The sequence below is a fragment of the Streptomyces doebereineriae genome, from assembly GCF_031845645.1.
GTDB lineage: Bacteria > Actinomycetota > Actinomycetes > Streptomycetales > Streptomycetaceae > Streptomyces > Streptomyces canus.
In genome coordinates this window covers 134,286-147,141 of the sequence record NZ_JAVREZ010000004.1, presented here as the reverse complement: position 1 = coordinate 147,141, position 12,856 = coordinate 134,286, and the positions used below count along the sequence as shown (strand labels likewise).

Genomic DNA, 12,856 nt, shown 5'->3' with positions numbered 1-12,856 from the left:
CCACGAGCGGTGCCGAGCGCTAGCAGTCGGGGCCGCGAGGCTTATCCCCTGGGTCGTCCCTAGGCCGTCCGAAGCCGGCCAACGCCGACACTCGGCACCCACAGGTGACCACCCACACCCCACTCCGGCCTGGGCACCCAGAGTTGATCTGCCACACTGGAAGGGTTATGCCTGCACCCGGAGAACTCACTTTCGTCGCCCCCCGCGGAGCCAAGAAGCCGCCGCGGCACCTTGCCGATCTCACGCCCGCCGAGCGCAAGGAGGTCGTGGCGGGGATCGGGGAGAAGCCGTTTCGTGCCAAGCAGCTCTCGCAGCACTACTTCGCGCGGTACGCGCACGACCCGGCGGAGTGGACCGACATCCCGGCCGGTGCGCGCGGCAAGCTTCAGGAGGCGTTGCTTCCCGAGCTCATGACCGTCGTACGGCATCTGTCGACCGACCAGGGGACCACGCGCAAGACGCTGTGGCGGCTGTTCGACGGGACGCTCGTGGAGTCGGTGCTGATGCGGTATCCGGACCGGGTGACCATGTGCATCAGCTCGCAGGCGGGCTGCGGCATGAACTGCCCCTTCTGTGCCACCGGGCAGGCGGGACTGGACCGCAATCTGTCCACCGCCGAGATCGTGCATCAGATCGTGGACGGGATGCGGGCGCTCCGGGACGGAGAGGTGCCGGGCGGGCCCGCGCGGCTCTCCAACATCGTCTTCATGGGGATGGGTGAACCGCTCGCCAACTACAAGCGGGTCGTCGGCTCCATTCGCGCGCTCACCGATCCCGCTCCCGACGGGCTCGGGCTGTCGCAGCGGGGCATCACCGTGTCGACCGTGGGGCTCGTGCCCGCCATTCACCGGTTCTCCGACGAAGGCTTCAAGTGCCGGCTCGCGATCTCCCTGCACGCGCCCGACGACGAGCTGCGCGACACCCTCGTTCCCGTGAACACGCGGTGGAAGGTGCGCGAGGTGCTCGACGCCGGGTTCGAGTACGTCGAGAAGTCGGGGCGGCGCCTCTCCATCGAGTACGCGCTGATTCGCGACATCAACGACCAGGCCTGGCGCGGTGACCGGCTGGGCCGCCTGCTCAAGGGCAAGCCGGTGCACGTCAACCTGATCCCGCTGAACCCGACGCCCGGGTCCAAGTGGACCGCCTCCCGGCCCGAGGACGAGAAGGCCTTCGTCGAGGCCATCGCCGCCCATGGTGTGCCGGTGACGGTCCGGGACACCCGTGGACAGGAGATCGACGGGGCCTGTGGTCAGCTCGCGGCCACCGAGCGGTAGTCTGACGGACGTACGTACATCTTCATATCCGACAGGGGAGCGCCACAGCGCTGAGAGTGCGGCAATCGGGCCGCAGACCCTCTGAACCTCGCCCAGGTCATTCTGGGTAGGAAGTTCGGTCATCACCGTGAACAACAAGAAGTTTCTTGCTGCCGTCGTCGGCCTCGGCCTGGTCACGCTGTCCGCGTGCGGATCGTCGTCCGACGACGCCAAAAGCTCCGGCTCCAAGAGCGTCACCCTGGTCAGCCACGACTCGTGGGCCGTCTCCAAGAGCGTCCTCGCCGACTTCGAGAAGAAGTCCGGCTACAAGGTCAAGGTCCTGGAGGACGGCGACGCCGGGCAGGCCGTCAACAAGGCCATCCTCACCAAGGACAACCCGCAGGGTGACGTCTTCTTCGGCGTCGACAACACCCTGCTGTCGCGCGCGCTCGACAACGGGCTCTTCCAGTCGTACGAGGCCAAGGGCGCCGATCGGATCAAGGCCGGGTACCGGGTCGACGGGGACAAGGTCACGCCCATCGACACCGGCGACATCTGCGTCAACTACGACAAGGCCTACTTCACCGAGCACAAGCTCCAGCCGCCGACGTCGTACGACGATCTGATCAAGCCCGCCTACAAGGACCTCCTCGTCACCGAGAACGCCTCCACCTCCTCGCCGGGGCTCGGCTTCCTCCTGGGGAGCGCCGCGAAGTACGGCGACGACGGGTGGCAGGGCTACTGGAAGAAGCTCAAGGCCAACGGCGTCAAGGTCGTCGACGGCTGGGAGCAGGCCTACAACGAGGAGTTCTCCGGTTCCGCCGGGGGCAAGAAGGCGAAGGCCGACCGGCCGCTCGTCGTGTCGTACGCCTCCTCGCCGCCCGCCGAGGTGATCTACGCCGACCCGAAGCCGAAGACCGCCCCGACCGGCGTGGCGCAGGGCACCTGCTTCCGGCAGATCGAGTACGCCGGACTGCTGAGCAACGCCGCGAACGCCAAGGGCGGCAAGGCGCTCCTGGACTTCCTGCTCACCAAGGAGTTCCAGCAGGACATGCCGCTCAACATGTTCGTCTACCCGGTCGTGGACGGCGCCCAGGTGCCGGCCGAGTTCACGCAGTACGGTCCGCAGGCCAAGGACCCCGAGACCATGGACCCGGCGAAGATCGCCGACAACCGTGACGACTGGGTCAAGTCGTGGACCTCGCTCGTACTGAAGTAAGGCCCCGCAAGGGCGTCAAGAACGCGGCGACCCGGCTCGGGCTGATGGCCGTGCCCGTCGCGTTCTTCGCCGTCTTCTTCGCCTATCCCGTCTCCGCGATCGTCGCGCGCGGACTCGAGACCGACGGGACCTGGCAGTTCGGCAGGATCACCGACGTCCTCACCCAGCCGGACATCCGGCACGTCCTGTGGTTCACCACCTGGCAGGCGCTCGCCTCCACCGTGCTCACGCTCCTGGTCGCGCTCCCCGGCGCGTATGTCTTCGCGCGCTTCGACTTCCCCGGCAAGCAGATCCTGCGGGCCGTGGTCACCGTCCCCTTCGTGCTGCCGACCGTCGTCGTCGGTACGGCCTTCCTGGCGCTCGTCGGCCGTGGTGGGTTGCTGGACGAGCTGTGGGGCGTACGGCTGGACACCACGGTGTGGGCGATCCTGCTCGCGCACGTCTTCTTCAACTACGCGGTCGTCGTACGGACCGTCGGCGGACTGTGGGCCCAGCTGGATCCGCGTCAGGAGGAGGCCGCGCGGATGCTGGGCGCGTCCCGGCTCAGGGCCTGGCGGACGATCACGCTCCCCGCGCTCGGGCCCGCCGTGGCCGCCGCCGCCCTCATGGTGTTCCTCTTCACCTTCACCTCCTTCGGCGTGGTGCAGATCCTCGGCGGGCCGACCTTCTCGACCCTCGAAGTGGAGATCTACCGGCAGACCTCCGAGATCTTCGACCTGTCCACGGCCGCGGTGCTGACGCTGATCCAGTTCGTCGCGGTGGGCGCTGTTCTCGCCCTGCACGCGTGGACCGTACGGCGCCGGGAGACCGCGCTGCGGCTCGTGGACGCGTCCGTCACCGCCCGGCGGCCGCGAGGGGCGGGGGAGTGGGGGCTGCTGGCCGGGGTCGTGGTCAGCATCGCGGTACTCCTGGTGCTGCCGCTCGCGGTGCTGGTGCAGCGGTCCCTCGACGCCCCCGACTTCGGCTACTACCGGGCGCTGACCCACAGCGACGGCGGGGTCTTCCTCGTCGCGCCGATCGAGGCGGTCGGGAACTCACTGGAGTACGCCCTCGCCGCCACCGCCATCGCGGTGGTGATCGGGGGCCTCGCGGCGGCCGCGCTGACGCGGCGGGACGCGGGCCGGTTCGTACGGGGCTTCGACGCGCTGCTGATGCTGCCGCTCGGGGTGTCCGCGGTGACGGTCGGCTTCGGGTTCCTGATCTCGCTCGACGAGCCGCCGCTGGACCTCAGGCAGTCCTGGATCCTGGTGCCGCTCGCGCAGGCGCTGGTCGGGGTGCCCTTCGTCGTGCGGACCATGCTGCCGGTGCTGCGGGCCGTGGACCACCGGCTGCGGGAGGCCGCGGCCGTGCTCGGGGCCTCGCCGTGGCGGGTGTGGCGGGAGGTCGATCTGCCCATGGTGCGGCGGGCGTTGCTGATCGCGGCGGGCTTCGCCTTCGCCGTGTCGCTGGGCGAGTTCGGGGCGACGGTGTTCATCGCGCGGCCCGACAATCCGACGCTGCCGGTCGCCGTGGCACGGCTGCTCGGGCGGGCCGGTGATCTCAACTACGGCCAGGCGATGGCCCTTTCGACGATCCTGATGGTGGTGTGCGCGGTGGCGCTGTTGGTGCTCGAACGGCTGCGGACCGACCGGACCGGGGAGTTCTGATGCTGCTGAGCCTTGCGGACGCGACGGTACGGTTCGGCGGGCGGGCCGTGCTCGACGAGGTCGGTCTCGATGTCGCCGAGCACGAGATCGTGTGTGTGCTCGGGCCCAGCGGCAGCGGCAAGTCGACGCTGCTGCGGGTCGTGGCCGGCCTTCAGCCGCTCGACCGGGGCCGGGTCCTGCTCGACGGGCGTGACCAGGGCGGGGTGCCCGCGCACAAGCGCGGGGTCGGGCTGATGTTCCAGGATCATCAGCTCTTTCCGCAGCGGGACGTGGGCGCCAATGTGGCCTTCGGGCTGCGGATGCATGGGGCCGCGAGGGCGCAACAGGACGCGCGGGTGCGGGAGTTGCTCGACCTCGTCGGACTTCCGGGTGCCGCCCGTCGCGCTGTCGGCGCGCTCTCCGGCGGTGAGCAGCAGCGGGTCGCGCTGGCCCGTGCGCTCGCGCCCCGGCCCCGATTGCTGATGCTCGACGAGCCGCTCGGACAGCTGGACCGCTCGCTGCGGGAGCGACTGGTCGTCGAACTGCGGGAACTGTTCGGGCGGTTGGGCACCACGGTGCTCGCGGTCACCCACGACCAGGGCGAGGCCTTCGCGCTGGCCGACCGGGTCGTGGTGATGCGGGACGGGCGGATCGCCCAGTCCGGTACGCCACTTGAGGTGTGGCAGCGGCCGGCGGACGAGTTCGTGGCCCGCTTCCTCGGCTTCGAGAACGTCGTCGAGGGCACGGTGGCGGGTGAGGTCGCGGACACGGTGTGGGGGAAGGTTCCGGTTCCTTCCGGTGCGGCCCAGGGGGTCAGGAGCGTGCTGGTGCGGCCGGCCGGAGTACGGCTCATGGCGGCCGACGAGGGCCTGCGCTGCACGGTGACCGCGCGGACCTTCAAGGGCACCCACGTGGCCGTACATCTGCACCCTGGGGAGGGCGGGCCGCGGTTGGAGGCCGCGTGCGCGCTCCGTGCGGCGCCGGAGGTCGGGGACACGGTCGGGGTGGAGTTCGACCCGGCCGAAATCGTTGTGCTGGACTGACAGGCCGGACATAGGGTGCGGGGCATGACCCTGCTCGCACATGATCAGTACTGCGACGAGATCGCTCACCAAGTCGGCCTGCTGAGGGACGTGCTGACATCCGGGGTCGACCTGGCCGTGACCGTGCCGACCTGCCCGGAGTGGTCACTGGAGCAGCTGGTGCGGCACACCGGGGGCGCCCTGCGCTGGGTGGAGCTGATGGTGCGGACCCGGGCCCAGGAGGAACTGCCCGAGGACCAGGTGCCGTTGGGGGAGGGGCCCGAGGACGCCGGGGCCCTGGACTCCTGGCTCGCGGAGACCGGGGAGATGCTCGTCGCCGCGCTGCGGGAGGCCGGGCCGGATGCCAAGGTGTGGTCCTGGGCCGGGATCCCCACCTCGGGCTTCTGGGCCCGCAGGATGGCACACGAACTCACGGTCCACCGTGCCGACGCCACGCTCGCCGCCGGGCAGCCGTACGAGGTGGCCCCGGAGATCGCCGCCGACGCGATCGACGAGTGGTTGCAGATCGTGGAGTTCGCACAGCGGACCATGCCGGACGACGAGTCGAGGGAACTGCGCGGCTCCGGGCGCAGTATCCATCTGCATGCCACCGACGGAACGCCTCGGCTGAACGCCGAGTGGGTGATCGAGCTCACCGAGGAGGTCATCGTGTGGCGGCGCGGGCACGAGAAGGCGACCGTCGCCCTGCGGGGTCCGCTGACCGCCGTCATGCTCGCCTTCTACCGTCGACTTCCCCTGGACAGCCCGGATTTGAAGGTCCTTGGGGAGCGGGAGCTGCTGGAGTTCTGGCTGCAGCGGGCCACCTTCGGCTGACATGCGTGTGGCCCGCCCCGAACCCGGGACGGGCCACGCACGACTGTCGTCAGCGGGTGCTGGCCCCACGACGGCGCAGGCCGAAGAACACGGCGCCGCCGCCGATGGCGACCAGGGCGATCGCGATCCCGGCGATCAGGCCGGTGTTGGAGTTCGCACCGGTCTCGGCGAGGTTGGAGTCGCCGGCCGCGGCCGACGGGGCGTTGCTCTCGACGGTGGCCGGAGCGGTGGTGCCCTCCGAGGCCGACGGGGTCGGGGTCGGGGACTCCTCGGCCGGGGTGCTGGCGGAGTCCGACGGGGTGGGCGTGGGCGTCGGGGTCGGCGTGTCCTCGGTCTTGCAGGCGGTCGCCGGGGTGGTCAGGTTCGGCGTGATGTCCGAGCTCTTGATGTAGGGCAGGGCCTCGACGTGGATGCGGTACACCGCGTTGGGCGCCCAGTCCTCCTCGAAGGTGATGGTGGTGCCCTCCTTGGAGCCCTTCACCGTCTGCTCGCCGACCTTCTTCGCGTCGGCGCCGTTGCTCTGCAGGTACACGGAGACCGTCGCCTCGACGCCGGTCTTGTCCACGTCGGTGACGGTGATGACGCCCTGAGTGCCGTCGCACTTGGCTTCGGCGGAGAACTCATTGATGTTGCAGGCAAGAGCGTTGCCGGAGGCACCGAGCACGATCGCGGTCGATGCGGCGGCGACGCCGAGGAAGCGCGAGACGCGGGCGGTGCGGCGGGATATGGGCGTAAATGCCACGTTCGTCCTTCACGGGATGCTCAAATGCGGGGGGCTGAGGGGATGGTGATGTGACATCACCGTCCCCAGGAGTCTCACAGGTCTATAAGCGCAGCATAAGAAGTGTCAACGTGCAGGGACCCTACACGTGTTGACTTTGCCTGCTTATTAAGGTGTGAGACGTTTCAGCGCCTCGCCGGCGTCCTCGATCCGGTCAACAAGGGCGATTCGGGCCTCCATTGACCGCTCCCGCGCGAGCGCCTGGAGCAGCGGCCAGGTGGGCAGCTTCTCCGTCCAGTGGACGCGGTTCACGAGCACCATCGGCGTGGGTTCGCCACGCGACTCGTAGTAGTTGGGCGTCGCGTTGTCGAAGATCTCCTGCACGGTCCCGGCGGCGCCCGGCAGGAAGACCACGCCCGCGGTGGAGCGGGCGAGCAGGCCGTCCTCGCGGGTGGCGTTGGCGAAGTACTTGGCGATGTGCGAGGCGAAGGCGTTCGGCGGCTCGTGCCCGTAGAACCAGGTCGGGATGCCGACGGAAGGGCCGCCCCGGGGCCAGCGGGCGCGGACCTCGAAGGCGGCGCGCGCCCAGTCGGAGATCGACGGCGTGAACGACGGTGCCCCGGAGAGGATGTCGCACGCCTCGTCGAGCATGGCGTCCTCGAAGGGGGCCGCGTAGGCGCCGAGGTTGGCCGCCTCCATCGCACCCGGACCGCCACCGGTGGCCACGGTGAGCCCGGCGCGGGCCAGTTCGCGGCCGAGGCGCGCGGCGCCGGCGTATTCGCGGGTGCCGCGGGCCATCGCGTGACCGCCCATGACCCCCACGACCCTTGTGCCGCGCAGGAGTTCGTCGAGGGCGTCGGAGACGGCGTCGTCGTGGACGGAGCGCAGCATCGACGCGTATATGTCGCCGTCGGCCTTGGTGCGCTGGAACCAGGCGTAGGCGAGCGCGTCGGGGGTCTGCTCATATCCCTTCTCCAGCCCGTCGAACAACTCGTCGGGGGAGTAGAGCAGTCCGCGGTACGGGTCGAAGGGCAGGTGCGGGACGGGCGGGAAGACCAAGGCGCCGTCCGCGCGGATCTTCGCCGCGGCGTTCTCCCGCATCGGGCAGCCGAGGAAGACGGCGCCCGCGGTGTCGGTGGCCAGCAACTCCCTTGTCCGGTCCGTCAGATCGACGGCCTGGACGCGGAAACCGGCGAGGGTGCCGCGGGCCGGTACGACCGCGTCGAACTCCTCCAGCGTCTCGATCTCACGGTCGTCGTGGTGTGCCGCATGGGCGGGGCTCGTCTGCACCCGCCCATGCTCGCACGCCGAGTCGCGGCCAGTGGTTCAGCCCTGGATCGTCGCCGGATCCATCCAGACGACCTCCCAGGTGTGGCCGTCGAGGTCGTCGAAGGAGCGGCCGTACATGAAGCCGTGGTCCTGGGTCTCGCCGGCCGGGGTGCCGCCCGCGGCGATCGCCTTGTCGACCAGTTCGTCGACCTTCGCGCGGCTCTCCGCGCTCAGCGCGATCAGGACCCCGCTGGTCTTCGTCGCGTCCGCGATCTCCTTCTTGGTGAAGGTCGAGTAAAACCCCTTCGTCAGCAGCATCGCGACGATGGTGTCGCTGATCACGACGGACGCCGCGTTGTCGTCGCTGAACTGAGGGTTGATCGAGTAACCGAGCTCGGTGAAGAACTTCTTCGAGGCGTCGAGGTCGTTCACGGCCAGGTTCACGAAGATCATCTGCTGGTAGGTCGGCGAGGTCATCGGAGTCTCTCCCATCGGGTGCGTGCTGTTCGGTGGGTAGACGGGTGGGCGCGGCGGAACTCATCGGTGGCCGTGATTTTTTTCTCAGGAGGTCAGGGGGAGGGCCGCCAGCTCGGCCACGACCAGGGTGAGCGGGCCGAAGAGGGCCAGCAGGGCGCCGGCGCGGAGGGCCGCCGCGCTGCGGAGCATGGTCGCCGGGGCGCCCAGGCGGAGCAACGCGGCGGTGGTGTCCGACCTCGCGTGCTTGGCCTCCACGGCGGCGGTGAGGAGCGTGGCGATCGTGCAGCTCGTCACCAGGAGCAGGCCGAGGGTGGTCAGGGGGCCCACTTCGGGGTCTGTCGGGTCGTACAGGGTGGCCATGGCGTAGACGCCGGACGTCACCGCGCAGACGATGCCCAGGGGGCGGCCGATGCGGGCGGCTTCCGACATGAGGACCCTTCCGGCGAGGAGGCGCAGGGCGCCGGGGTGGGTGGACTGGAGGAGGCGGCCGCAGAGGTGGGTGAGACCGGGGCCGGCGACCGCCAGGCCTACGGCGGTGAGGAGCCAGCCGATCAGGACGGAAGGGGTGCCTGCCAGGCCGCCGGGGAGGGGTGCCGCGGAGGCGGCACCTTGCCGGTTGGCGTAGGCCTCCACCGCCAGGCCCGCGGCGAGCACGGCGATGCCCCAGGGGAGACCTTTGGGGGCTTCCTGGGGGGTGGGCAGGGCTTCTCGGCCGAGGTCCTCGGTCTGGTCGTCCGTGGCGGGGGGCGCTGTCAGGGTGCTTTCGCCGGCCCGCGCGTGCGGAGTGCGCCCTCGCGCGGGGTCGGGAGCGGCCCCGGCGGAACGACCACCCGCGGGCCGGTGCGCCCTGAAACGGCCGTACGAGCCGAAGGTCTCCCTGGCTGCCGTCCTGCCGTACGCGCCGAAACGGCCGTACGACCGCGCCTCCCTCTTCGCCGATGCCGGTCTGTCGTCCCGTGGCCGCAGGACGAATCCCACCGTGGCCGACGCGATCGCCGGGACCAGGCCCAGCAGGGTCAGGGCGGCCGGCCACGGGAGCGGGGCGTCCGCCGCCAGGAAGTCCGCCGCCGCTCCGTCGAAGGGCATGCCCGTCAAGTCGCCCCGGAGGTGCAGGAAGAAGAGCAGGGCCAGCAGGGAGCCGAGGGTGCAGGACAGGGCCGTTGTCGTGGCCGATACGGCCATCAGGCGGGCCGGGCCCAGGCCGATGGCTGCGAGGCCGGGGCGGGGGCGGGTGCCCGGGTCGGTACGGGCGACCGCCAGGGCGAAGTGGACCGTCGCCGCCAGGGGCGTCAGACACCAGGCCAGGCGCAGCAGGGCGCCGGACGGGTCCCCGGGGTGACTGATCGCGTGGCCGAGTGCGCACAGGAGGAGGAAGCCCGTGCCCGCGGAGGCGAGTGCCACCAGGAGGCGGCGCAGCTGTACGGCGGGACGGGCGCCCCGCATCAGACGGAGAGCGAGCACGCGGTACGGCCTTCCGAGTCGGCCATCGGGGGCAGGTGCACGGTGTTCACCCGGCGTCCGTCCAGGAGGGTCACCGTGCGGTCCGCGAGGGCTGCGGTGTGGGCGTCGTGCGTCGCCAGGACCACGGTGATGCCGTGGGAGCGGGCGGCCGTCGTGAGTGTCCTCAGGACGTGCGCGCGGTCCGCCCGGTACAGGGGAGCCGTCGGTTCGTCCGCGAACAGCACGGACGGGGCCGGGGCCAGGGCGCGGGCGACGCAGACGCGCTGGCGTTCGGACTGGGTCAGCTCATGCGGGCGGCTGCCGGTCCGGTCGCCGACGTCGAGGCGCTCCAGCCACTCCAGGGCGGCCGTCCTGGCGCGCCTGCGGCCGGTGCCGCGCAGCATGAGGGGGAGGGCGACGTTCTCCCAGGCGTTGAGCTCCGGGACGAGCGCGGGGGCCGGGTCGATCCAGCCGAAGCGGTCGCGGCGCAGCCGCTCGCGGGTCATCGGGCCCATCGTGTGCACGGGCACGCTGTTGAACCAGACCTCGCCGCGCTGGGCCGGGGTGAGTCCCGACAGGCATCTGAGCAATGCGGTCTTGCCGCTGCCGCGCGGGCCGCTCACGGCGAGGATCTCTCCCTCGCGCACGCCGACGGAGACACCCTGCAGTGCCGGCGAGCCGTCGCGGTGGGTGAAGTGCAGGGAACGTGCCCAGAGCACATCGTTGTCCGGCGGGGCCTCCATGGGCGTACACCTCGTTCTGGTCCGTTGTGCCTTGCAACCCCCGAGCGGGGGAACGAAAGCAGGGCCGATCGGTCACCAGGCACGCTAAGGAGGCGGGGGCTGGACGCCGTACAGCACACGGCCCGGGGTGCACGCCTGTCACTCGGACGGGTGCACGCCGGGCCGTACGGGTCGCTGAATCGCCGGGGGCTAGAGCTTCGTCCAGGCCTCGGTGAGGGTCGCGCGCAGGATCTGCTCGATCTCGTCGAAGGTGCCCTGGTCGGAGATCAGCGGCGGGGCGAGCTGGACGACCGGGTCGCCGCGGTCGTCGGCACGGCAGTACAGGCCGTTGTCGTACAGAGCCTTGGAGAGGAAGCCGTACAGGACGCGCTCGGTCTCCTCGTCGTTGAAGGACTCCTTCGTCGCCTTGTCCTTGACCAGCTCGATGCCGTAGAAGAAGCCGTTGCCGCGGACGTCGCCGACGATCGGCAGGTCGTGGAGCTTCTCCAGGGTGGCGCGGAAGGCGCCCTCGTTGTCGAGGACGTGCTGGTTGAGGTTCTCGCGCTCGAACAGGTCGAGGTTCGCCAGACCCACCGCGGCCGACACGGGGTGGCCGCCGAAGGTGTAGCCGTGCAGGAAGACGTTGTCCTCCTTGTAGAACGGCTCGGCGAGGCGGTCGGAGATGATGCAGGCGCCGATCGGGGAGTAGCCCGAGGTCATGCCCTTGGCGCAGGTGATCATGTCCGGGACGTAGTCGAACTTGTCGCAGGCGAACATGGTGCCGAGGCGGCCGAAGGCGCAGATGACCTCGTCGGAGACGAGCAGTACGTCGTACTGGTCGCAGATCTCGCGGACGCGCTGGAAGTAGCCCGGCGGGGGCGGGAAGCAGCCGCCCGCGTTCTGCACGGGCTCCAGGAAGACCGCGGCGACCGTGTCCGGGCCCTCGAAGAGGATCTGCTGCTCGATCTGGTCGGCGGCCCAGCGGCCGAAGGCCTCGGGGTCGTCGCCGAAGAGCGGGGCGCGGTAGATGTTGGTGTTCGGGACCTTGTGGGCGCCCGGGACCAGCGGCTCGAAGGGGGCCTTCAGAGCCGGCAGGCCGGTGATCGACAGGGCGCCCTGCGGGGTGCCGTGGTAGGCGACCGCGCGGGATATGACCTTGTACTTCGTGGGCTTGCCGGTGAGCTTGAAGTACTGCTTGGCGAGCTTCCAGGCGGTCTCGACCGCCTCGCCGCCGCCGGTGGTGAAGAAGACCTTGTTCAGATCGCCGGGCGCGTGCTGCGCGAGGCGCTCCGCGAGTTCGACGGCCTTCGGGTGGGCGTAGGACCACACCGGGAAGAACGCCAGGTCCTGCGCCTGCTTGAAGGCGGCCTCGGCGAGTTCCGTGCGGCCGTGACCGGCCTGGACCACGAACAGGCCCGCGAGACCGTCGAGGTAGCGCTTGCCCTTGTCGTCGTAGATGTAGGTGCCCTCGCCCCGGACGATGGTCGGGACCGGGGAGTTCTCGTACGAGGACATGCGGGTGAAGTGCATCCACAGGTGGTCGTACGCGGTGCGGCTGAGGTCCTTGGAGCTCACGGTTATCGGGTCCTCACGGTTATCGGGTTCCCCACATGTAGGTCTGCTTCTTGAGCTTCAGATAGACGAAGCTCTCGGTGGAGCGCACTCCGGGGACGGCCCGGATGCGGCGGTTGATGACCTCGAGGAGGTGGTCGTCGTCCTCGCAGACGATCTCCACTATCAGGTCGAAGGAGCCGGCGGTCATCACCACGTACTCGCATTCGGACATGGCGCTCAGCGCGTCGGCCACGGACTCCACGTCGCCCTCGACATGAATGCCGACCATCGCCTGGCGCCGGAAGCCCACGGTGAGCGGGTCCGTGACGGCGACGATCTGCATCACGCCCTGGTCGAGCAGCTTCTGGACGCGCTGGCGCACGGCCGCCTCCGACAGGCCGACGGCCTTGCCGATCGCGGCGTACGGACGGCGGCCGTCCTCCTGGAGCTGCTCGATGATGGCGAGGGAGACGGCGTCCAGGTTCGGGCCGGCGCCGTTCCTGGACTCGCTCCTGGACTCGCGGGAGTCCCTGGGGTCTGCGCTTCGACTGGCCACGACGTCACTGTGCACGAGGTCTCGTCGCTTCCGCAAGGTCGGGGCGATGAAATTCGTTGTTTACGTGAGTGAGACCTGCGGATTTCGCAGCCTTGGCGCGATCGGGGGTGTTGAAAACGTGGGCCTGGCGATTAGGGTGGGTGTCTCAGTGAGTGGACAGTTTC

Annotated in this window: 12 protein-coding genes; 5 read left to right on the top strand and 7 right to left on the bottom strand. The window is 70.1% G+C overall.

Annotated elements, in window-relative coordinates:
- The first annotated feature begins 167 nt into the window (after window positions 1–167).
- The 5 genes from rlmN to RNB18_RS13555 all read left to right on the top strand — a co-directional run bounded on the left by rlmN (window position 168) and on the right by RNB18_RS13555 (window position 5,953).
- Window positions 168–1,274 carry a 23S rRNA (adenine(2503)-C(2))-methyltransferase RlmN gene (gene rlmN, locus RNB18_RS13575; protein WP_057616579.1) on the top strand — a complete coding sequence of 369 codons (1,107 nt, stop codon included), beginning with the start codon at window positions 168–170 and terminating at the stop codon, window positions 1,272–1,274.
- A 127-nt stretch (window positions 1,275–1,401) separates the two neighbouring features.
- On the top strand, window positions 1,402–2,472 hold the full coding sequence (locus tag RNB18_RS13570) for a thiamine ABC transporter substrate-binding protein (RefSeq protein ID WP_311714371.1): 1,071 nt from the start codon (window positions 1,402–1,404) through the stop codon (window positions 2,470–2,472).
- A 44-nt stretch (window positions 2,473–2,516) separates the two neighbouring features.
- Entirely contained in the window at window positions 2,517–4,118 is a 1,602-nt protein-coding gene (locus tag RNB18_RS13565) for an ABC transporter permease (protein ID WP_311714759.1), read from the top strand.
- Window positions 4,118–5,140, top strand: a complete 1,023-nt coding sequence (locus tag RNB18_RS13560; RefSeq protein WP_311714370.1) for an ABC transporter ATP-binding protein — start codon at window positions 4,118–4,120, stop codon at window positions 5,138–5,140. Before RNB18_RS13565 ends, RNB18_RS13560 begins: the two co-directional genes overlap by 1 nt.
- 24 nt (window positions 5,141–5,164) lie before the next feature.
- Complete coding sequence (locus RNB18_RS13555; protein ID WP_311714369.1) at window positions 5,165–5,953, top strand: maleylpyruvate isomerase family mycothiol-dependent enzyme; 789 nt, start codon at window positions 5,165–5,167, stop codon at window positions 5,951–5,953.
- Between the two features lie 49 nt (window positions 5,954–6,002).
- Here RNB18_RS13555 and RNB18_RS13550 read toward each other — a convergent pair whose 3' ends face one another.
- The 7 genes from RNB18_RS13550 to RNB18_RS13520 all read right to left on the bottom strand — a co-directional run bounded on the left by RNB18_RS13550 (window position 6,003) and on the right by RNB18_RS13520 (window position 12,707).
- Entirely contained in the window at window positions 6,003–6,695 is a 693-nt protein-coding gene (locus RNB18_RS13550; protein ID WP_311714368.1) for an LAETG motif-containing sortase-dependent surface protein, read from the bottom strand.
- A 147-nt stretch (window positions 6,696–6,842) separates the two neighbouring features.
- Complete coding sequence (locus RNB18_RS13545) at window positions 6,843–7,964, bottom strand: LOG family protein (protein ID WP_311714367.1); 1,122 nt, start codon at window positions 7,962–7,964, stop codon at window positions 6,843–6,845.
- 36 nt (window positions 7,965–8,000) lie between these two features.
- Complete coding sequence (locus RNB18_RS13540) at window positions 8,001–8,420, bottom strand: VOC family protein (RefSeq protein ID WP_311714366.1); 420 nt, start codon at window positions 8,418–8,420, stop codon at window positions 8,001–8,003.
- An 84-nt stretch (window positions 8,421–8,504) separates the two neighbouring features.
- Entirely contained in the window at window positions 8,505–9,881 is a 1,377-nt protein-coding gene (locus RNB18_RS13535; RefSeq protein ID WP_311714365.1) for a hypothetical protein, read from the bottom strand.
- Window positions 9,863–10,603, bottom strand: a complete 741-nt coding sequence (locus RNB18_RS13530) for an ABC transporter ATP-binding protein (protein ID WP_311714364.1) — start codon at window positions 10,601–10,603, stop codon at window positions 9,863–9,865. Before RNB18_RS13530 ends, RNB18_RS13535 begins: the two co-directional genes overlap by 19 nt.
- 189 nt (window positions 10,604–10,792) lie before the next feature.
- The gene (locus tag RNB18_RS13525) at window positions 10,793–12,157 is read right to left on the bottom strand and encodes an aspartate aminotransferase family protein (protein ID WP_311714363.1); all 1,365 of its coding nucleotides are present in this window, start codon (window positions 12,155–12,157) and stop codon (window positions 10,793–10,795) included.
- 19 nt (window positions 12,158–12,176) lie between these two features.
- The gene (locus RNB18_RS13520; protein WP_311714758.1) at window positions 12,177–12,707 is read right to left on the bottom strand and encodes an Lrp/AsnC family transcriptional regulator; all 531 of its coding nucleotides are present in this window, start codon (window positions 12,705–12,707) and stop codon (window positions 12,177–12,179) included.
- Between the last annotated feature and the right edge of the window lie 149 nt (window positions 12,708–12,856).

Bases quoted from the DNA above. Each gene is read 5' to 3' on its own strand.
- RNB18_RS13540 (WP_311714366.1), bottom strand. From the start codon at position 8,420: ATGACCTCGCCGACCTACCAGCAGATGATCTTCGTGAACCTGGCCGTG.
- RNB18_RS13530 (WP_311714364.1), bottom strand. From the start codon at position 10,603: ATGGAGGCCCCGCCGGACAACGATGTGCTCTGGGCACGTTCCCTGCAC.
- rlmN (WP_057616579.1), top strand. From the start codon at position 168: ATGCCTGCACCCGGAGAACTCACTTTCGTCGCCCCCCGCGGAGCCAAG.
- RNB18_RS13565 (WP_311714759.1), top strand. From the start codon at position 2,517: ATGGCCGTGCCCGTCGCGTTCTTCGCCGTCTTCTTCGCCTATCCCGTC.
- RNB18_RS13555 (WP_311714369.1), top strand. From the start codon at position 5,165: ATGACCCTGCTCGCACATGATCAGTACTGCGACGAGATCGCTCACCAA.
- RNB18_RS13560 (WP_311714370.1), top strand. From the start codon at position 4,118: ATGCTGCTGAGCCTTGCGGACGCGACGGTACGGTTCGGCGGGCGGGCC.